This is a genomic window from Amycolatopsis sp. WGS_07, from assembly GCF_045278895.1.
Taxonomy (GTDB): Bacteria; Actinomycetota; Actinomycetes; order Mycobacteriales; family Pseudonocardiaceae; genus Amycolatopsis.
This window is the reverse complement of record NZ_CP136053.1, coordinates 5,439,601-5,459,764: the sequence shown is the minus strand read 5'-3', so window position 1 is coordinate 5,459,764 and position 20,164 is coordinate 5,439,601. Positions and strand designations below refer to the sequence as shown.

The window sequence follows — 20,164 nt, the reverse complement described above, 5'->3', positions numbered from 1 at the left end:
ACACCCGGCCCCGCACGGAAGAAGGTGCGCTCGATGACGAGTACGACCCCGGCGAACCTCGCCGGCCAGTCCCTGCCCGCGACCGTCGGCGGCGTGGCGGGCGCTCCGTCCACGGCCCGTGCGGCGGCGCTCGTGGCCCGCGTGACCGGCGGCGCCGACAACGCGCCGGTGCAGATGACCGCGCCTTTCACCGGCCAGCCGATCGCCTCGCTCCCCCAGGCCGACGACGCCGAGGTGCGCGCCGCGTTCGCCTCCGCCCGCGAGGCGCAGCGGGAATGGGCGGCGCTGCCGGTGGCCCGGCGGCAGCAGTTCCTGCTGCGGCTGCACGACCTGGTGCTCGCGCGGCAGGCGGAGGTCCTCGACCTCGTGCAGGTGGAAGCCGGCAAGGCCCGGATCGACGCGTTCGACGAGGTCAGCGCCACCGTGCTGGTCGCGGCCTACTACGGCAAGCACAGCGCGAAGATCCTGTCGCCGCGACGCGCGCCCGGGGTGATCCCCGGCCTGACGCGCGCGGGCGAGCTGCGGCATCCCAAAGGCGTCGTCGGGATCATCTCGCCGTGGAACTACCCGCTCGCGCTGACCGCGATGGACGTGTTCCCCGCGCTCGTCGCCGGGAACGCAGTGGTGCAGAAGCCGGACAACCAGACCGCGCTGTCCGCGCTGTGGCTGCAGGAACTGGCCGAGGAGGCCGGGCTGCCCGCCGGGCTGTGGCAGATCGTGCTCGGCCGGGGTTCGCGGATCGGCGACGCGCTGCTGGAGGAATGCGACTACCTGTGCTTCACCGGGTCCACGCCGACCGGCAAGGACCTGGCCGGCCGGATCGCGCAGCGGCTCACCAGCTATTCGCTCGAACTGGGCGGCAAGAACCCGATGATCGTGCTGCCGGACGCCGACGTCGCCAAGGCCGCCGCCGGCGCGGTCACGGCGTGCTTCTCGTCGGCGGGCCAGCTGTGCGTGTCGGTGGAGCGGATTTACGTGCACGACAGCATCCGCGAGGAGTTCACGCGCGAGTTCGTGACGCGGACGGCTGCGCTGCGGCTCGGCGGCGCGCTGGATTACCACGCCGGGATGGGGTCGTTGACCTCGCAGAGCCAGCTGGAAACGGTGTCGGCGCACGTGGAGGACGCTCGGGCCAAGGGCGCGCAGGTGCTGACCGGCGGACGGGCCCGGCCGGATCTCGGGCCGTTGTTCTACGAGCCGACCGTGCTGACAGACGTGCGGCCGGGGATGACGCCGTTCGCTTCGGAGACGTTCGGGCCGGTGGTGTCGATCTACGGGTTCAGCGACGTCACGGACGCGATCGAGCGGGCGAACGACACCCCGTTCGGGCTGAACGCGAGCGTGTGGACGCGGAACGGCCGGGCCGGCTGGGAAATCGGCGCGCGGCTGAAGGCGGGCACGGTGAATGTGAACGAGGGCTACGCGGCGACGTTCGGCACCGTGGGCGTGCCCATGGGCGGAATGAAGGAATCCGGCGCTGGACGGCGGAACGGCGCCGAAGGACTGTTGAAGTACACCGAGGCGCAGTCGATCGCGGTGCAGCGTGCGGTCGGCTTGCGGCCGCCTAAGGGAGTGCCGGGATCGCTGTGGGCCCGGTTCATGACCGTGAGCATGAAGCTGCTGCGGCGGATGCCGGGGCGCTGAGGCCTTACTCGGGTGCGGTGAGCAGCCCGCGGTCGTAAGCGATCGCGACTGCTTCCGCACGGCGACTCGCGCCCAGCTTCGCCATCACCCGGGACAAGTGCACGCTCACCGTCTTCTCGCTGATGTACAACTCCTCCCCCACCTGACGGTTAGTGCGACCGAGCGCGACCCGCTCCAGCACATCCCGCTCGCGATCGGTCAACGGGTTCAGCTGGGGCCGCTCAGGCGGCGGCGCTTCGACGCCGGACAGCTCGATCCGGGCCCGATGCGCCAGGTCGCGCACCGCGTCGCGCAGCGGGACCGCGTCCAGCTTCACCGCGACCGAATGCGCGGCCTCCAGCGCTTCCGCCGCGCCAGGACGCCCGGCGGCCAGCAGCGCTTCGCCTTGCCGCCAGCGGCAGACTGCCTGTTCATAGATCGCGCCGTAGGAATAAGCCTCGGCGGCTTCGGCCCACCGGTCCGGGTCCGCCGCCCCTTCGAGCGCCGACGCCGCGGCTTCCATCCGGGCCAGCCACGCCCGGCCTTCCGGACCCATCGTGCCGGAGCGCGGATGTCCTTCGGCGGCGCAGCGACGGCCGTGTTCCAGCAGGCGACGGCCGGTCGCCGCGAAAGCGTCCGCCGCGGCGTGGTCGCCCTTGGCCCGCGCTTCGGCTGCGAGCGCAGCGGCCGACGGGATCGCCAGCGCCACGATCCGGATCCCGCCGAGCAGCGCGGTCTCGACTTTTCCAGCCACTGCACCAGTTCTTCGGTGATCCGCAGCGCTTCGGCGTGCTCGCCGCGCCAGGCGGCGAGTTCGATCGCGGCGTCGCCGGACGCGAGCGCGATCTGCAGGTCGGCCATCCACTGCTGGCGGAGGCTGGGCAGCGCCTTGGCCGCGTCGGCGAACCGGCCGCGTCCTACGAGGAACAGCACCCAGTTGGCCAGGATCCGGGCGGCGACCGCACTCGACACGCCCCGCTGCGCGCGACCCGCAGCGTCCTCCTTCGGCCAATCTCCGCTGAGGTAGCGCAGGTACAGCAGCCGGGCGCGCAGCTCCAGCCCGTACGTGCTCCAGGTGAGCCCGCTTGCCTCCGCCCGCTCGACCCCGCGCGCGGCGTGCGCGAGAGCCAGCTCCATTTCGGCCTGGTCGTCGTAGCTGAGCGCGAGGAAGTACATCGCGCGGATCTCGACGTTCAGCGCGCCCGCGTCGTGCGCCTTGCGTTCGGCTTCGCGCAACCGCTCGCGGGCCTCGACCGGGTCGCCCGCGCTGTCGGCCAGCGTGCCGAGCGTGACGAGCGCCGATGCCTCGGCCCCGACGGCCCCGACCGCGCGTGCGTCCGCCACCGCGGTGTGCGCGCTGGCCAGCGCCTCGTCCGGCTGGTCAAGCAACCGCTGGAACCCGGCCCGCGAAGCCAGCACCCAGGCCCGCGCTCCGCTCGGTTCCCGGTCCGCGACCAGCTCCCAGGCCCGTTCGATCGCCCGGACCGCCTCGTCGAACGTGCCTTCCAGCGTGAGCAGCGTTTCGGCCAGCCGACGCCAGACCTTCGCCGCGTGCTCGGGCGACGCGTCCGGCTTCAACGCTTCGGTGGCTGAGCGCGCGTACGCGACCGCGCGCTCCGGCTCACCCGAAGTGCCAGCGAAGTAAGACGCCTCGCTGAGCAGCCTCAGCTCGTCTACGCCTTCTGGACGGTTCTCCGGGGCGACGGCGTCCCAGATGGACTGTGCCTGCTCGATGTGCCGCAACGCAGCGCCGGGCGCGCCCAGCTTTTCCGCCTCGTCCGCAGCGCGCAGCAACGCGGGCAGCGCGGTGTCGAAATCCCGGCTTTCCAGGCTGTGGAAGGCTAGCTTCGCGTCGTGGCCGCGGCCTTGCGGCATCGACTTGATCCGCGCAGCGTATCCCGCGTGCATCCGCGTGCGCTCGCCGGGCAGCAGGTCCGCGTAGACCGCTTCCTGCAGCAATGCGTGGCGGAAGGTGTAGAAACCGCGTTCGATCACCAGGACGTGGTGCTGCACCGCCTCGCGCAGCGCCTCGTCCAGCTCCAGGTCGCCGATGCCCGCGACCTGCGCGAGCGCGGCGTGCGACACCGATTCGTTGGCCACCGAGATGACCCGCAGCACCCGGCGCGTCTCGGCCGGGAAGCGTTCCAGCCGGGCGAGGAGGACTTCGGCGAGCCCGGCCGGGAGATCGCGGCAGTCGACGTCGGCGGCGGCGAGGAGTTCCTCCACGAAGAACGGATTGCCCTCGGACCGTTCGGCGATGTCCGCGACCACGTCCGGCGGCAGCGGCTCCTCGGCCAGCGCCGCCACGAACGCCCGCGCGTCCGCGGGCCCGAACGGGGCCAGCGCGACCTGTTCGACGGTGTTCAGCCGGACCAGCTCGGACAGCAGGCCGCGCAGCGGATGCCTGCGGTGGACGTCCTCCTCGCGATAACTGCCGACCACCAGCAGCCGCTGCGCACGCAGCCTGCTCAGCAGGAACGACAGCAGGTTGCGGGTGGAGGAATCCGCCCAGTGCAGGTCTTCGAGCAGCAGGACCACCGGCTGCGCCTGGCCGACCTCGGTCAGCACCCCCAGCACCGCGTCGAACAGCTGAAGCTGGCCGAGGTCCTGCTCGGGCCGCACCCGGCGGACGCCGTCGCGCTCCCCTCCGAAACCTGCCCGTGGTCGCCGGTGGCCGCGGGCCGCGGCGCGCCGCCTTGGGGCAGCAGCATGCCGAGCGCGGACCGCGCCCGCACCGCCGCGGAGACCGCCGGATCGGCCGACGACCCGAGCGGCGCGAGCGCCTCGGCGAACGGAAGGTAGGGCAGACCGCCGTCGCGCACGTCGATGCACCGCCCGGTGAGCACGAGCCCGCCGCAGCCCGCGACGTGCTCGCCGAGCGCGGTGAGCAGGCGGGTCTTGCCGACCCCGGCGTCGCCCGCGATCAGCACCGCCCCCGCTTCCCCGCGTTCCGCGCGCGCGAAGGCAGCGCGCAGCCGCCGCATCTCCTGTGTACGGGCGACGAGCGGGATACCGGAACCGAGACGAGGCACGAGAAGCATTCTCACCTACACCCCCGACAGTTCCGACATGGATTTCCTCGTGGCGGCCGGTTCGGCCGGTGATCTCCGTCCGATCGGCGGACGAACGGCGGCTGGAGCTTGGTCCCGGAAGGCAGTCCAGCCGGGGATCCCGCTTCATCCCCGGTCCGCGACGAGCTTCTGGCCGGGCTGACCGGCTGGGCTGGCGGGCTGAGGTGGCGGGATCGGGTGGCGGCGGCGCTTCGGGGCGGGATGCCCCAATGCCACATTGGGTGCGTCCAGCGCACCGAACGCCACATTGGGTGCGTCAGATGCACCCAATGTGGCATTGGGGCGGTCGCACCCGTTCGCAGTGGTGGGAAACAGCGGGAAGAGCGGTGGCGGAGCATCCGGCGAAGCGCGGCGGTCCGGAGCGCGGTCAAGCGGAGCGGGTCAGGCGAAGCGCAGCGGTTCGGAGCGCGGTCAGGCAAAGTTCGCGGGGCGGGGCTCCGGTCCCACAGGCAAGGCTCCGGCCAGTCCAACGTGGCTGCGGCCAGCCCGGCGAGCAAGCCAGGCGGAGACTGTGTCCGGTCCGGCGGGCGGAGCGGCCGTGCCGGAATCCGTGTTCCGGCGCGTCCGCCCCGCCCGACCCCCTTACCGTCCCCGACCCGCCGTGGTGGCTCAGGCGCTATGTCGCGCCCTTGCCTCCGGTACCGTCGCCGTCCGCCTTTGCTGGCGGGGTACCTCGACGTTCGTGATGCGGTGTGCGCGCACCCAGCGGACCACCCGGTTGCCCCGGCTCATGCGCGCGTGGCGGGCGGCGCGGCGGAGTTCGGCCATGCGGTAGTCGACCTCGGCGCGGGTCGCGTCCCAGTTGTAGTCGCTCATCGTTTCTCTCCCCAGCAGGTCGTCGTTCCTTGACGACGTCCACTTTCGTGCTGAGGCCCCCTCCCGGGCATCGGGTGATCGCCTAGGCCCGGGCACGAAAAGACCCCTTACCCTCGCTGGAGACCAGGGATGTCCTGGTCGAGCGGGGTAAGGGGTCTTCGTGCAGCGATCAGCCGGTCGAACGGGTCAAGCCTGTCCCTGGCCGTCGGCGCGCACCGCGTCCAGGAGCCCCTGCCAGCCGGCGGCGGGCAGGCGGAAGGCGCCGCCTTCGGGGTCTTTGGAGTCGCGGACCGCGGCGCCGCCTGCGACGAAGGCGACCTCGACGCAGTCGTTGCCGCCGCCGCTGTAGCTGCTCTTGCGCCACTGCGCACCGGAAAGGTCGGCCATCATGGTCCCCACATCCTCACTGTCTCGGGTCGGTCTTACTCGTGAACCACGGCGGCCTGTTCGGCGAACCGGCCGGCCGCGTCGGTGATCAGGGCCACCGAATCGTCCGGTTTCAGCGCTGCTGCGCGCAGGTGGTCGAACATCAGCGCGTAGCGCCGGACGTCTTCGGGCTGTTCGAGGTACAGGCCGCTGGAAGTGCTGTCGTCGACGTAGACGACGTCGGGGTCGGCCTGCTCGGGGAAGCCCATGATGAGGAACGGTCCCTCCATGCCGGGGTGCGCGCCCGCTCCGAACGGCACCACCTGGACGGTCACGTTCGGCTTCTCGGCCATCGCGGTGATCCGGTACAGCTGCTCGGCCATCACCTCGGCGCTGTCGACCACGCGGTGCAGCACCGCCTCGTCGATCACCGCCCAGTATTCGACCGGCGGGTTCTCGGTCAGCAGCTGCTGGCGGGCCATCCGGGCGGCGACGCGGCGGCGGGTTTCGGCGTCTTCGGCGTCCGGGCGCAGCGCGCGGATCACCGAGAACGCGTAGCGCTCGGTCTGCAGCAAGCCCGGAACCAGCAGCGCCTGGAACGCGCGCAGGGAACTCGCGTCGGCTTCGAGGCCGACGAAGGTGCCGGTGAAGACTTCGTTGTACGCGTGCCACCACCCGCGTTTGCGGGCTTCGCGCGCCAGCTGGACGAGCGCTTCCTGCTCGTCGCCGGTGATGCCGTACAGCGCGAGCATGTCCCTCGCGTCGCGCGGGGTGACGCCGACGTGGCCGGTCTCGATGCGGCTCACTTTGGACGCTGAGCACTCCAGCTTCTCGCCGACCTCGTCGATGGTCAGATCGGCGGCTTCGCGCAGCCTTCTGCAGCTCGCTCGCGAGGCGCCGGCGGCGAACGGTCGGTCCCTGGCCTCTCGCCACGGCAGCACCTCCGGTCCGTATTGTTGCCCGCTCTGCATATCTAACCAGGTGATCGACTTGTCAGTGGAGTAATAACACCGGCGAATTCCCGCGACCTCTCCGGAAGTTGCCGACGCCTGGTTTCGACCTGCTCCGACCTGCATTGTGCAGGGTGCGCTTGTACTCTGGCATCCTGCGGGCCACGACGCGAATCCAGCCGCGCCGACGGCCCTGAGCAGCGTAGACGACGGCCGTCCGGGGCCATTCGCGACTGCCGCGGAAACCGGATGACGTGGTGTCCGGGGCCGCCCCCCGACCGGTCCCGGGCACCTTCCTTCACCGCGCGGGTATTACTCAAACGTGTTTCCCCGCGCAATTCCGCCACGACCGCGTGGCAGTTTTCGGTGTTTTCCTCTGCCGACAGCCACTCTGCGTGGTCATCGGCGGGGCCGCCGTCCTTATCGGACCCGCAGCAGTCCTTCTTGGACCACGGTGGCGACGTGCAGGCCGTCGCGGGTGAAGAACCGTCCGGTGGCCAGCCCGCGCGCGCCCGAGGCGCTCGGCGAGGTGCTGTCGTAGAGGAACCACTCGTCGGCCCGGAACGGGCGGTGGAACCACAACGCGTGGTCGAGGCTCGCGCCGATGACCTTGTCGACGTCCCAGTACACGCCGTGCCGCGCGAGAACCGAGTCGAGCAGCGTCATGTCCGAGGCGTAGGTGAGCACGCAGACGTGCAGCAGCTGGTTGTCGGCCAGGGTGCCGTCGGCCCGCATCCAGACGCGGTGGTGCGCCGGGCGTTCGCCGGTGGTGCGGGTGACCCACGGCGGCTCGCCGATGTAGCGGATGTCGATCGGCCGCGGGATCTCGCTGAACCGCAGGCCGTAGCCGGCGGTCAGCTCGGGGAAGGTCGGCAGCGACTCCGGATCGGGCACGTCCGCCGGCATCGTCTCGGCGTGGTCGATGCCCGCCTCGTCCTTCTGGAACGACGCGGACAGCGAGAAAATCGCCTTGCCGTGCTGGACCGCGACGACGCGCCGGGTGGTGAACGAGCGGCCGTCGCGGATGCGGTCCACTTCGTACACGATCGGGACGCTCGGGTCGCCGCCGCGGATGAAATACGCGTGCAGCGAATGGACCCGCCGCTCCTCCGGGACGGTCCGGCCCGCCGCGACGAGCGCCTGCCCGGCGACCTGGCCGCCGAAGACGCGCACCGACGAGTGCGCGGGCGAAACGCCGCGGTAGATGTTCTCTTCGATTTTCTCCAGGTCGAGCAGCGCGACGAGCTTGTCCAGCACCGGCTGCCCGCCGCCACCGGGGCTCGCGTCGAGTCCGGTGGCGGCTTTCCTGGCCATCTCAGTCATGCCGGAACCCTATGTGCCCGGGGTCCGGCACGTCCCTTATGCGTGGTCGTCTTCACCGAGCCGGTGGACGTGGATCAGGTTGGTGGAGCCGACGGTCCCGGGCGGGGAGCCCGCGACGATCACCACGAGGTCGCCGCGCTGGTACTTGCCCATTTCGAGCATCGCGTGGTCGACCTGCTGGATCATCTGGTCCGTCGAGTCCACGCGCGGCACGATCTGGGTCGTGGTGCCCCAGGTGAGCGCCAGCTGGCTGCGCACGCTCTGCTCCGGCGTGAACGCCATCAGCGGCAGCCGGGTGTGCAGCCGCGCGAGGCGGCGCACGGTGTCGCCGGACTGGGTGAACGCGACCAGCGCCTTGGCGTTGAGCCGTTCGCCGATGTCGCGGGCGGCGTAGGAGATCACGCCCCGCTTGGTGCGCGGCACGTGCGACAGCGGCGGCACGACCGGCGAATCCGTCTCGACGGCCTCGACGATGCGGCCCATGGTCTGGACCGTCTCGATCGGGTACCGGCCGACGCTCGTCTCGCCGGACAGCATCACCGCGTCCGCGCCGTCGAGGACCGCGTTCGCGACGTCGGACGCCTCGGCGCGGGTCGGGCGGGAGTTGCTGATCATCGACTCCAGCATCTGCGTGGCGACGATGACCGGCTTCGCGTTCTCGCGGCAGATCTGGATGGCGCGCTTCTGCACCAGCGGGACCTGCTCGAGCGGCAGCTCGACGCCGAGGTCGCCGCGGGCGACCATCACCGCGTCGAAGGCCAGCACGATGGCCTCGAGGTTGTAGACCGCCTCGGGCTTCTCGATCTTGGCGACGACCGGCAGCCGTCCCTTGCCGACGCGGTCCATGACCTGGTGCACCAGGTCGATGTCGGCGGGCGAGCGCACGAAGGACAGCGCGATGAAGTCGACGCCCAGCTGCAGCGCGAACTCCAGGTCCTCGATGTCCTTGTCGGACAGCGCGGGCACCGAGACGTCCATCCCGGGCAGCGACACGCCCTTGTTGTTGCTGACCGGGCCGCCCTCGGTCACCTCGCACACGACGTCCGGGCCCTCGACGTCCTTGACCACCAGGCCGACCTTGCCGTCGTCGACCAGCAGCCGGTCGCCCGGCTTGGCGTCCTTGGCGAGGCCCTTGTAGGTGGTGGAGACCCGGTCGTGGGTGCCGGCGACGTCCTCGACGGTGATCCGGACGACGTCCCCGGTGTGCCATTCCGCCGATCCGCTGGCGAACGTGCCCAGCCGGATCTTCGGTCCCTGCAGGTCGGCGAGAATGCCCACCGCCCGGCCGGATTCGGCGGCCGCGGACCGGACCAGGTCGTAGACCTGCTTGTGGTCGCTGTGGCTGCCGTGGCTGAAGTTCATCCTCGCGACGTCCATCCCGGCGTCGACGAGTGCCCGCATCTTCTCCGGCGTGGAGGTCGCGGGACCCAATGTACAAACGATCTTCGCGCGTCGGCTCACGTCCGGAGAGCCTAGTCGCTCGGGCCGCTCGCGTCTGTACCGATCCCGAAACTCCGGCCGCCGGACGCGGGAAGGATTCAGTTCCATGCCTCCGCGTGCGCCCGGCGGCGGGACCCCGGCACGGGTCCGCGAACCACCCGGCCGGGGGATGCCGGGTCAGCGGCGCGGCTTCTCGCTCGGCCCGACGTGGTCGCGTGCCCATTCGTTGAACTTCCGCAGCTGGCGCCACGATTTCCGGACCCGGTCCAGCGCCTCGCGCTCGTGCAGGAAGTCGTCCGGCTCCCAGGCGCGCACGGCGTACACCGAACGGTGCCGCAGCAGGTCGAGGCGCGGGTGGTCCTCGGCGAACCCGCGCGGTTTGGACTTCAGCCGGTCACCGAGAATTTCCCAGCCCGCCTTGCGCAGACTCGCCAGGATCTTCTCCAGCGCGGGCCCGTGCAGTTCGGTGTCGACCGCCGTGCGGTACCGGGCCAGCTGGTCCGAGGCGAGGTGGAAGCAGCCGCCGCCGACGCGCAGCCCGGCCGGGCCGACCTCGACGTAATACGCTCCCCCGCCGCGGCCGGACTCGATCACGCCGCCGCAGTGCGTCTTGTACGGCGTCTTGTCCTTGGCGAACCGGACGTCGCGATACGGCCGGAACACCTTCGCCTCGCCGAAGCCCGCGCCGAACTCCGGCTCCAGCTCGGCCAGCAGCGCCTCCATCGGAGCCCGGACGTGCTCCTTGTAGATCGCCACGTGGTCGTCCCAGTAGGCCTTGGTGTTGTCCGCGAGCAGCCCGTCGTAGAACTCGACGGCGTGCTCCCCGAATCCGCTGAACTTCACCCGCAGCACGATAAACCGGGGCACCGACAGAATCGGTGCCCCGGTCTCATTCGGACAAAGGTTACTTCGCGAGCGCCGTGATCAGTTCACCGTTCGAGGTGTCGCCGGACAGCTCCCAGAAGAAGGTGCCGCCGAGCCCCTGGGACCTCGCGTACGACGTCTTGCCCGCGATGGTCGACGGGGTGTCGTAGCTCCACCAGTTCGAACCGCACTTGGCGTACGCGGTGCCCGCGACGGTTCCGGTCGCCGGGCAGCTCGTCTTGAGGATCTTGTAGTCCTCGATGCCCTGTTCGTACTTGCCAGGGGCCGGTCCGGTCGCGGTGCCACCCGGCGCGCTCTGCGTGACGCCGGTCCAGCCGCGGCCGTAGAAACCGATGCCCAGCAACAGTTTCGAAGCCGGGACGCCCTTGGTCTTCAGCTTCTGGATGGCCGCGTCGGAGTAGAAGCCCTGCGTCGGCAGGCCGTTGTACGACGTGAGCGGCGAATGCGGCGCGGTCGGGCCTTGCGCGGCCCAGGCTCCGAAGAAGTCGTAGGTCATCACGTTGTACCAGTCGACGTACTGCGCGGCGCCCGCGTAATCGGTGGCGTCGAGCTTGCCGCCGTTGCTGCCGTCCGCGGTGATCGCGGCGGTGACGAGCTTCGACGAGCCGAACTTCGCCCGCACTGCCGCGAGCAGCTTCTTCAGCGCGTCGGGACCGCTCGTGTCACAGGTGAGGCCGCACGCGTTCGGGTACTCCCAGTCGAGGTCGATGCCGTCGAACAGGCCGGCCCAGCGCTTGTCGTTGACGAGGTTGTAGCAGGAGTTCGCGAAGGCTTCCGGGTTCTTCGCGGCCTGCCCGAAGCCGCCGGACCAGGTCCAGCCGCCGAACGACCAGATGATCTTCAGCCCGGGGTGCTTGGCCTTCAGCTTCTTGAGCTGGTTGAAGCTGCCCGCGAGCGGCTGGTCCCAGGTGTCGGCGACGCCGTCGACACTGCCTGCCGCGTCGTAGGTCTTCTGGTAGTCGGCCCACGCGTCGCCGATCGCGCAGCCGCCGCCGGTGACGTTGCCGAAGGCGAAGTTGATGTGCGTCAGCTTGTTCGCCGAGCCGGACGTCTCGATGTTCTTCACGTGGTAGTTGCGGTCGTAGATGCCCCAGTCGGTGAAGTAGCCGACCACCTTTCCGGACGCGGCGGCCTCCGTTCTCGCGGGCGCGGCGGCCGAGGCGGCGGGGACGAGCGCGGCCGTCGCGGCCAGCGCCGCGGTCGCCAAGCCGGCCAAGGCCAGCAAGCGTTTTCTGCGCAAGCGAAGCATCATTGCTCCCTTCAGAAGTCACCGTCGGTGACAAGCTGATAACGGTGGGGACATCAGCACCGTAAGTGGACTAGACCACTAGGTCAATGGTTTAGACCAAAAAACGGACAATCGGCGCATGCGCATTCCTTGACAGGCATATGCGCCGCGGGGCAGATTTCCGGGGTGATGCAGACCTTCGACGTGCTGGCCGAACCCCGCCGCCGCGCGCTGCTCGACCTGCTGCTCGACGGCGAGCGGTCGGTCGGCGAACTGGTGGCCGAGCTGCGGCTCAGCCAGCCCGCCGTGTCCAAGCACCTGCGCGTGCTGCGCGAGGCGGGACTGGTGACGGTGCGCGTTTCCGCGCAGCGCCGCTGCTACCGGCTGCGCGCCGAGCCGCTGGCCGAAGTGGACGCGTGGCTCGCTCCGTACCGGCGGTTCTGGGCGGACCGGCTCGACGCGCTCGAACAGCGGCTGGACGAAACCGAATGAGGAGCACGCCGTGATCCGAGTGGACGGCCGGACCCTGCGGTGCGCCGACGTGGTCACGGCGGCGGGGACCGAAGGCGCGCTGGCGATCGACGTCTCGATCGCCGCGCTGCGCGCCGCGGAGCACTCGTGGAAGCTGGCCGAGGAGCTGAGCACCCGGCGAGTCGTCTACGGCCGCACCACCGGTGTCGGCGCGAACAAGGACGACGCGGTCGACGAGCCCGCCGAACACGGCCTTCGCCTGCTGCGCAGCCACGCCGGCGGCAGCGGCGATCTGCTGCCGGACGGCCAGATCCGCGCGATGCTGCTGATCCGGCTCAACCAGCTGCTCGCCGGCCGTTCGGGCATCAGCCCGGAACTGATCGGCGCGCTCGCCGAAGCCGTGCGCACCGGGGCGCTGCCCGTGGTGCACCGGCTGGGCGCGATCGGCACCGGCGACCTCGCGCCGCTCGCGGAAACCGCGCTCGCGTTGGCCGGGGAACGCGCGTGGGCGATCGGTTCGGTGGAGCCGGTTCCAGTGCACGCGGGCGATGCGTTGGCGTTCATGAGCAGCAACGCCGCGACGCTCGCCGAAGCGACTCTCGCCGCGATGAGCCTGGACACGCTCACCCGCGCGAGCCACGCCGTCGCCGCGCTCACGTACGTGGCTCTCGACGGTAACCCCGAGGCGTACGCGACGCCTGTGCACGAAGCACGTCCGCACGCCGGGCAGGTGGCTTGTGCGGCCGAGATGCGCCGGCTGCTGGGCATGCACAGCACGCCGAGGCCGGGGCGTCGGCTTCAGGATCCCTTCGGGCTGCGCGCTTTCCCTCAGGTGCAAGGCCCCGCGCTGGACGCGATCCACTACCTGCGTGACGTGCTCGCCGTGGAAATCAATGCCAGCACGGAAAATCCGATGATCTCCACGGTGCACGGCGATGCGTACCACCACGCGCACTTCCACACCGCGTACGTCTCGACCGCGCTCGACCAGGCCCGCGCGACCGTGCATCAGGTCGCGGAGCTGTCCGTGGCCCGGCTGGGAGACCTGGTGGAGCCGGAATTCACCGGGCTGCGGCCGTTTCTCGCGGTCGGCCCGCCGGGGAGTTCCGGGGTGATGATCCTGGAGTACGTGGCGCACGACGCGCTCACCGAACTGCGGCAGGCGGCGTTGCCCGCGACGCTCGGGACCGCGGTGGTGTCGCGCGGGATCGAGGACCACGCGAGCTTCTCGACCCAAGCCGCGCGGGCGGCTACCGCGGCAGCGGCCGCGTACCGGCAAGTGCTGGCGTGCGAGCTGGTCGCGGCTGTGCGGGCGTTGCGGATCCGGAAGGCGGAGCTGGTGGATCTGCCGGTGCGGGCAGCGTTCACGGCGGCCGTCGAGGTGCTGGACGAGCGGCTGGATGACCGGCCGTTGACCGACGACATCGCGAAAGCGGCCGGGGTGCTGGACGAACTGGCGCGGATCTAGCCGCCCGGCCATGCTCCGCGCTTCGCGAGGTCCAGCACCAGTGCGGCGATGTTCCACGCGTCGTCGTCACCGCGATGATGGCGGCCTTCCAGCGGAAGCCCGGCGACCTCGAGGGCCTGCGCCATCCCGGGACGGCGGCGCAGGCCGTGTGCCGCGGTGAAAGCGACCTTCGCGTTGGTGTGCCTGCTGGTGAACGGGTACTCGGTCCCGGTATGGCGGCATTGCCGGGTGAACTGATTACGGTCGTAGTCGCCCCAGCTCGCCCACGGCAGCTCCGCCGTGCGGTGCCGCACCGCCAGCGCCCGGCAGGCTTCCCGGAACGACAGGCCGCCCTCCACCTCGGCAGCGGTCAGCCCGGTCAGCTCCGTGCAGAACGGGCTCACCTGCGACCGGGCCGGGCGGACCAGGATCCGGTGTTTCGCCACGCGCTCGCCCGCGCGCAGATCGACGACGGTGAGCCCGATCTCGATGATCTCGCTGACCTGTCCGGGCGGAGGCTGCTTCTCCCAGCAGGTCGCTTCGACATCGACCACGTTGAGGAGATCCGGGGAGCCGTCCATGTCCGCGAGTGTAGGAACCGGGTCCCGCGACGGCACCCGGTTTTCTGGCCTATGTGGACAGTCCGGCGGCTCGGGTCAGTCCAGGCAGAATTCGTTGCCCTCGACGTCCTGCATCGAGATGCAGGACTCGTTCACGCCGTCGGCGAGCAGCACCTGCACCGTCGTCGCGCCCAATGCGGTCAGCCGTGCTTCCTCGGCTTTCAGGGCCGCCAGCCGCTCTTCGCCCACCAGGCCGGTGCCCGCACGCACGTCGAGGTGCACGCGGTTCTTCACCACCTTGCCTTCCGGCACGCGCTGGAAGTACAGCCGCGGACCGACGCCGGTGGGATCGACGCAGGCGAACGCCGCGCCCTGCTGATCCGCCGGCAGCGAACGGTCGAACTCGGTCCAGCTGGCGAATCCTTCCGGCGGAGGCGGCACGACGTACCCGAGCACCTCGCACCAGAAGCGGGCGACGCGCTCGGGTTCCGCGCAGTCGAAAGTGACTTGGAAGTGTTTGACCGTCCCCATGCGCTCAGCTTACCGACGCGCCGCGGCGAGCGCCGGGTCCCGGCCGGCGGCGAGGTCTTCCGGGGCGAAAACCGGGACCTGGACGTCCGGGGCGATGCCGGTGCCGTCATACGTGCGGCCGTGCGGGTCGAGGTATTCCTCGTTCGGCAGCGACACCTGCCAGCCCTGCTTCGGCAGCGTCCGCTCCAGCTGGTCGGAGAAGGCGCCCTGAGTGGACTGTCCGATCAGGACCGGTCGCGGACGCCGGTTCAGCGAGGCCTGCAGGAAGGTCTCCCCCGCTGAGACGTCCAGGTTTCCGGTCAGGACCGTCAGCGGGCCGGTGTAGCGCGGCGCGGCGGCGGGGTGCACGAAGAACGGCTGCGGCACGGTGAACCTCGCCGGGTCGTCGGGGTCGTTGCGGGCGCGTTTGGCGTAGGCAAAGTGCGGGACGTCGGTGAGCCGGGCGGCGACCTGCAGGCCGAGCGGGTCGTCACCGCCGCCGTTGACGCGCAGGTCGAGGATCAGGCCGCGCCACTGGTGGACCCGGTCGGCGGTGAAGATCTCGTCCAGCGCGTCCGCCAGCACCTTGCTGCTGGCGGCGAAAGTGTCGGCGTAGTCGTGAAATCCGCTGATGCGCAGGTATCCGCGACCGTCGGGCAGATCGGCGTAGGAGATGGCTCCGTCGGCCCAATGCCGAATCGGCGCTCCGAGGTTGGCGTCGGTTACGGCGATGGCGCGCGGGACGGTCGTGGCCGGGTCCGGGGTGCCGGGCCGGGGCGACGAACACCGCTGCCCCGGCGCGACCAAGCCGACATGAGCGTCGTGCAGCGGGCGGATCAGTCCACATAGGACGTCGAAAAGGCGTTCCGGATGCGCGGCGGCCTCGCGGCGGGCAGCGTCCCCTTCGGACTTCCAGTCGACGCCTTTCGCCTGGAAAAACGGGTAGTTCTCGGCAAAGGTGTGCCAGAAGACGTCGAACAGATCCGCCGGCTGGTCGTGACACGCGGGCGGCAATCCGCCTGATACCCGGCGCAAGGACCGTGTGCCCAGGTTGTCGTCGAAGCTCATCCTGCCTTGCCGGATGGTGACGACAGAGCCTTCGTTCGTCGAAAACCTGGTGCCGTCGCCGGTTCCGGAGAGGGTGCCGGGCAGGCAGCTGACCTCGGTGACGTCGTAGGCAGTCAGCTTGCCGCCGGACACTTGGATCAGCTGCCCGTAGCCCTCGGTCCGCCACACACTGTCCACAGTGGAACTCGGGGCCACGGTCAGGGAGAGGATTGTCAAGCCCGCCAGGAAGATTCGCACGAGCCGAGGGTAGAAAAAGCCGGGGGCGCACGGAATACCGCGCACCCCCGGCACCGCGGTGGGGTTGCCCCTACCACGGGAAGCCCCGTCCTCAGCCGAAGAAGACCTCGGCCTCCTGGTACCGCTCCAGCGGAACGGTCTTCAGCTCGGCCGTCGCCTCGGACAGCTTCACGCGGACGATGTCAGTGCCCTTGAGCGCCACCATCACGCCGAAGTCGCCGTCGGCGACCGCGTCCACCGCGTGCAGGCCGAAGCGAGTCGCGAGCACCCGGTCGTACGCGGTCGGGGTGCCGCCGCGCTGGACGTGGCCGAGCACGACCGCCCGCGATTCCTTGCCGGTGCGCTCGGAGATCTCGTCGGCAAGCCAGTTGCCGATGCCGCCGAGCCGGACGTGCCCGAAGGCGTCCTTCTCGCCGGTCAGCAGCTTCTCCTCGCCGCCCTCGGGCAGCGCGCCCTCGGCGACGACGATGATCGGCGCGTACTCCTTCTCGAAACGCTGCTCGACCCACCGCACGACCTGGTCGACGGAGAACTGCCGCTCCGGGACCAGGATCACGCTCGCGCCGCCGGCGAGGCCGGAGTGCAGCGCGATCCAGCCGGCGTGCCGCCCCATGACCTCGATGACCAGCGCACGGTGATGCGATTCGGCCGTCGTGTGCAGCCGGTCGATCGCCTCGGTGGCGATGGAGACCGCGGTGTCGAAGCCGAAGGTGTAGTCGGTGGCCCCGAGGTCGTTGTCGATGGTCTTGGGCACGCCGACGACGCCGATGCCGTCGTCGGTCAGCCGCTTCGCGACGCCGAGGGTGTCCTCGCCGCCGATCGCGATCAGCGCGTCCACGCCCTGGTCGGCGAGCACCTTGCGGATCTGGTCGACGCCGCCGTCGACCTTGTACGGGTTCGTCCGCGACGACCGCAGGATGGTGCCCCCGCGGGTGAGGATGTCCTCGACGTCGGCGAGGCCGAGCGGCCGGCTGTCGCCGGTCAGCGGGCCCTGCCAGCCGTTGCGGAAGCCGACGAACTCCCATCCGTGCACCTCGACGCCCTTGCGGACCACCGCGCGGATGACCGCGTTCAGGCCGGGGCAGTCGCCGCCCCCCGTCAGCACACCGACACGCATTCTGTTGCCTCCGTCTTCCTCGCAGGGAGAGTCCAGTCACAGTCCGCGGACAGCGTAGCGGCTTTCATCTGGATCGGTGCAGGGCGGACCACCTGCCCGATCCGGTCCAGGCTGGGCCCTCTCGGCGGTGTGTTACGGTGGCGGCGTGCAGCGCTATTTCTGGTTTACGAAGCCGGCCCCGGGTGGGCACGGCGGCGTGAACCTGCGCTGACCTCCACCCGAGCCGGATCTCGAACCGGCTCGGCGAGTCCCCCGCGGGTCGGTGTCCACCAGGAAGGAACCACCCGCTCATGAGCACCCGTCTCGTCGCCGCCCCCGCCGACGCGAGCACCCTCGACAACCGCCGCACCACGTCGGTCAGTCCCCTCATCTCGCCCGCACTGCTGCGCGAAGACCATCCCGTCGACGCCGCGGTCGCCAAAGTGGCGCAAACCGGACGCACGGAAACCGTCGACATCCTGGACGGCCGCGACGACCGCCTCGCCGTGATCGTCGGCCCGTGCTCAGTCCACGACCCGGAAGCCGCCCTCGACTACGCCCGCCGCCTGGCCGCCAAAGCGGAAGCGCTGCGCGAGGACCTGCACATCGTTATGCGGGTGTACTTCGAAAAGCCGCGCACCACGCTGGGCTGGAAGGGCCTGATCAACGACCCGGACCTCGACGGCACCTTCGCGGTGAACAAGGGCCTGCGACTGGCCCGGAAACTGCTGCTGGACGTGTCCGCGCTGGGCCTGCCGGTCGGCTGCGAATTCCTGGACCCGATCACGCCGCAGTTCATCTCGGACATCGTCACCTGGGGCTCGATCGGCGCCCGCACGGCCGCCAGCCAGGTCCACCGCCAACTGTGCAGCGCCCTGTCCATGCCGGTCGGCATCAAGAACTCGACCGAAGGCGACATCCAGGTAGCCGTGGACGCGACCCGCGCCGCCGCCGCGTCGCACGTCTTCCCCGGCATCAACGTGGACGGCCTGGCCGCCCTCGTGACGACCTCCGGAAACCCGGACTGCCACGTCATCCTGCGCGGCAGCTCCGCAGGCCCGAACTACGACCCCGCGTCCGTCGAGGAAACCCTCGCCCGCCTGGCAAAGTCCGGCCTCCCGGAACGCCTGGTCGTAGACGCGAGCCACGGCAACAGCAACAAGGACCACGTCCGGCAAGCTGAAGTCGTCGAAGACCTGGCCACCCGAATCGCCGCGGGCGAACGCGGCATCGCCGGCCTCATGCTGGAAAGCAACCTGGTAGCCGGACGCCAAGACCTGGTCCTGGGCAAATCCGCCGACCTGACCTACGGCCAGTCGATCACCGACGCCTGCATGGACTGGAACACCACCGAAACCCTGCTGGACACCCTGGCCACCGCAGTCCGCACCCGCCGCTGACCAGCCGCCTGCCCCTCCCCCAATGTGGCATTGGGTGCGCAGGACGCACCGAACGCCACATTGGGTGCGTCAGATGCACCCAATGCCACATTGGGGCGCGAGCAGCCGTCCGTGAGGGCCCCCTTCACAACCCCAGATTCCCTCAAGGAGTCCTTCACAGACCCTGACCGCCGCCGACGCACCCCACCCAGCCAGGCACCCACACCACCCCCGCACCCCGATACGAAGCCAAAAACGCGGCGCGGGGGTGCTTGTCAAGGCATCTTTCCCGCCTTGACAAGCACCCCCGCGCCGTAGTCACAATCGGGCTTCGGGGTGCCCCACGCAGCGAAGGGCCGCAATGTCGCCGCCAGGCGACGAGCCGACTCACCGCCTCCGAAACGCCTCCTCAATAACCTCCCACCGCTGCAAGTTATGCCGAGCATCAGCCAACGCGTCATGCTGATCCCCAGGCGCAGCAGGCAACTTAGGCTTCCCCGCATCCTCCCACCGCTGCCTCAAATCCCGAGTAAACCGAGGCAACTGCCGAGGCAACGCAGGCATAGCCCCCCACAACTGCGCCAGCGCCACATGGTCATAAGCCGCGAACCAAGCCCACAGCTCAATCCCCCCAGGCGGCTTCCCGAAGAACTCCAGCAGATCCGCCCGAATCCGCTCCCGGCTACGCCAAGCCGGATCCGCCGGCGAAGGCAGCTTGGGCAGCACATTCTCCCGCACCCAAGCCCCCGCCCTCCCGGGGTCGAAGTCAGTGGACACGGCATAGAACTCGCGTCCGCGCTCGTCAACGACACCGATCGACACGAGGTCAATCGTCACGCCGTCCTCAATAAACTCGGTGTCGTAGAAAAAACGCACCGGGGAACTGTAGTAGGGCGCTACCCGGCCTTCGTCTCCGGCACCCGATCAGCGTCAAGCCCAGTCGGCTGAGGCGGCACCGCGGGCTTCACCCCGGCCGCCTCAGCAGCAAGCAACTCCTTGGCCTTAGCCGCGTAGATGTCCACGTACTCCTGGCCGGACAGCTCCATCAGCGCGTACATGATCTCGTCGGTGATCGACCGTTCGATGAACCGGTCGCCGGCCAGGCCCTCGTAGCGGGAGAAGTCGAGCGGCTTGCCGAAGCGCACCTCGAGCCGGCGCGGCCACCACATCTTGGAGCCGATCGGGTTCACCTTGTCCGTGCCGACCATCGCCACCGGGATCACCACGCCGCGCGATTCGAGCGCGATCCGGGCGACGCCGGTCTTGCCCTTGTACAGCCGCCCGTCCGGGGAGCGGGTGCCCTCGGGGTAGATGCCGAGCAGGTGCCCGTCCTTGACCAGCCGGATGGCGGTGTCGAGCGCGGCCTGCGCGGCGTTGCCGCCGGAGCGGTCGATCGGGAACTGGCCGACGCCGGTGAAGAACCACTTCTTGAGCTTGCCCTTGAACCCGGGCTCGGTGAAGTACTCGGACTTCGCCGGGAAGGTGACCTTGCGCTTGACCCGCAGCGGCATGAAGAAGGAGTCCGCGACCGCGAGGTGGTTGCCGGCGAGGATGGCGCCACCCGTCTCGGGGATGTTTTCCGCCCCGACGACCTTGGTGGGCCACAGGGTCTTCAGCAGCGGTCCGATGAACACCCACTTCATCAGCAAGTACAGCACCGGATTCCAGTCCTTTCCTGCCCGCGCGGGCCCTGG

At 70.1% G+C, this 20,164-nt stretch carries 16 protein-coding genes and 2 pseudogenes; 4 read left to right on the top strand and 14 right to left on the bottom strand.

Annotation, left to right across the window (positions count from 1 at the left end; translation table 11 throughout):
* Positions 1-33 precede the first annotated feature (33 nt).
* Positions 34-1,644 (top strand): succinic semialdehyde dehydrogenase, encoded by a 1,611-nt coding sequence (locus RPX00_RS25845; protein ID WP_406629182.1) that lies wholly within the window; start codon positions 34-36, stop codon positions 1,642-1,644.
* A 4-nt stretch (positions 1,645-1,648) separates the two neighbouring features.
* Here RPX00_RS25845 and RPX00_RS25840 read toward each other — a convergent pair.
* The 8 genes and pseudogenes from RPX00_RS25840 to RPX00_RS25805 all read right to left on the bottom strand — a co-directional run bounded on the left by RPX00_RS25840 (position 1,649) and on the right by RPX00_RS25805 (position 11,723).
* Positions 1,649-4,664, bottom strand: a pseudogene (locus RPX00_RS25840) (AAA family ATPase).
* Between the two features lie 639 nt (positions 4,665-5,303).
* On the bottom strand, positions 5,304-5,510 hold the full coding sequence (locus RPX00_RS25835; RefSeq protein WP_406629181.1) for a hypothetical protein: 207 nt from the start codon (positions 5,508-5,510) through the stop codon (positions 5,304-5,306).
* A 186-nt stretch (positions 5,511-5,696) separates the two neighbouring features.
* Positions 5,697-5,900 carry a DUF397 domain-containing protein gene (locus RPX00_RS25830; RefSeq protein WP_406643084.1) on the bottom strand — a complete coding sequence of 68 codons (204 nt, stop codon included), beginning with the start codon at positions 5,898-5,900 and terminating at the stop codon, positions 5,697-5,699.
* A 32-nt stretch (positions 5,901-5,932) separates the two neighbouring features.
* Positions 5,933-6,809, bottom strand: a pseudogene (locus RPX00_RS25825) (helix-turn-helix domain-containing protein).
* A gap of 437 nt (positions 6,810-7,246) precedes the next feature.
* Positions 7,247-8,149: an acyl-CoA thioesterase gene (locus RPX00_RS25820; protein ID WP_406629180.1), complete on the bottom strand. Its 903-nt coding sequence runs from the start codon at positions 8,147-8,149 to the stop codon at positions 7,247-7,249.
* Positions 8,150-8,185: 36 nt separating this feature from the next.
* Positions 8,186-9,610 carry a pyruvate kinase gene (pyk, locus tag RPX00_RS25815; protein ID WP_182890752.1) on the bottom strand — a complete coding sequence of 475 codons (1,425 nt, stop codon included), beginning with the start codon at positions 9,608-9,610 and terminating at the stop codon, positions 8,186-8,188.
* 156 nt (positions 9,611-9,766) lie between these two features.
* A complete protein-coding gene (locus RPX00_RS25810) occupies positions 9,767-10,432 on the bottom strand; it encodes a DUF2461 domain-containing protein (protein WP_406629179.1) in 666 nt (221 codons plus the stop codon).
* A 61-nt stretch (positions 10,433-10,493) separates the two neighbouring features.
* Positions 10,494-11,723 (bottom strand): glycoside hydrolase family 18 protein, encoded by a 1,230-nt coding sequence (locus tag RPX00_RS25805; RefSeq protein ID WP_406629178.1) that lies wholly within the window; start codon positions 11,721-11,723, stop codon positions 10,494-10,496.
* Between the two features lie 168 nt (positions 11,724-11,891).
* Here RPX00_RS25805 and RPX00_RS25800 point away from each other — a divergent pair, with 168 nt between their 5' ends.
* Together RPX00_RS25800 and RPX00_RS25795 are read left to right on the top strand one after the other, a co-directional pair.
* On the top strand, positions 11,892-12,194 hold the full coding sequence (locus tag RPX00_RS25800) for an ArsR/SmtB family transcription factor (RefSeq protein WP_378313211.1): 303 nt from the start codon (positions 11,892-11,894) through the stop codon (positions 12,192-12,194).
* Positions 12,195-12,204: 10 nt separating this feature from the next.
* The gene (locus RPX00_RS25795) at positions 12,205-13,641 is read left to right on the top strand and encodes an aromatic amino acid ammonia-lyase (protein ID WP_406629177.1); all 1,437 of its coding nucleotides are present in this window, start codon (positions 12,205-12,207) and stop codon (positions 13,639-13,641) included.
* Here RPX00_RS25795 and RPX00_RS25790 read toward each other — a convergent pair.
* From RPX00_RS25790 to RPX00_RS25775, 4 genes are all read right to left on the bottom strand, one after another.
* Positions 13,638-14,201, bottom strand: coding sequence for an exonuclease domain-containing protein (locus tag RPX00_RS25790; protein ID WP_406629176.1), 564 nt, complete (start codon positions 14,199-14,201; stop codon positions 13,638-13,640). The genes RPX00_RS25795 and RPX00_RS25790 overlap by 4 nt on opposite strands.
* A gap of 75 nt (positions 14,202-14,276) precedes the next feature.
* Positions 14,277-14,711 carry a VOC family protein gene (locus tag RPX00_RS25785; protein WP_406629175.1) on the bottom strand — a complete coding sequence of 145 codons (435 nt, stop codon included), beginning with the start codon at positions 14,709-14,711 and terminating at the stop codon, positions 14,277-14,279.
* 9 nt (positions 14,712-14,720) lie between these two features.
* Positions 14,721-15,995: a S41 family peptidase gene (locus tag RPX00_RS25780; RefSeq protein WP_406629174.1), complete on the bottom strand. Its 1,275-nt coding sequence runs from the start codon at positions 15,993-15,995 to the stop codon at positions 14,721-14,723.
* A 91-nt stretch (positions 15,996-16,086) separates the two neighbouring features.
* Positions 16,087-17,112, bottom strand: a complete 1,026-nt coding sequence (locus tag RPX00_RS25775) for a 6-phosphofructokinase (RefSeq protein WP_406629173.1) — start codon at positions 17,110-17,112, stop codon at positions 16,087-16,089.
* A gap of 290 nt (positions 17,113-17,402) precedes the next feature.
* Here RPX00_RS25775 and RPX00_RS25770 point away from each other — a divergent pair, with 290 nt between their 5' ends.
* The gene (locus RPX00_RS25770; protein ID WP_406629172.1) at positions 17,403-18,491 is read left to right on the top strand and encodes a 3-deoxy-7-phosphoheptulonate synthase; all 1,089 of its coding nucleotides are present in this window, start codon (positions 17,403-17,405) and stop codon (positions 18,489-18,491) included.
* Between the two features lie 366 nt (positions 18,492-18,857).
* Here the strand turns inward: RPX00_RS25770 and RPX00_RS25765 are convergent, their stop codons facing one another.
* Both RPX00_RS25765 and RPX00_RS25760 read right to left on the bottom strand, forming a co-directional pair.
* Positions 18,858-19,346, bottom strand: coding sequence for a polyadenylate-specific 3'-exoribonuclease AS (locus RPX00_RS25765; protein ID WP_406629171.1), 489 nt, complete (start codon positions 19,344-19,346; stop codon positions 18,858-18,860).
* Positions 19,347-19,366: 20 nt separating this feature from the next.
* Positions 19,367-20,128, bottom strand: coding sequence for a lysophospholipid acyltransferase family protein (locus tag RPX00_RS25760; protein WP_406629170.1), 762 nt, complete (start codon positions 20,126-20,128; stop codon positions 19,367-19,369).
* Positions 20,129-20,164: the final 36 nt, after the last annotated feature.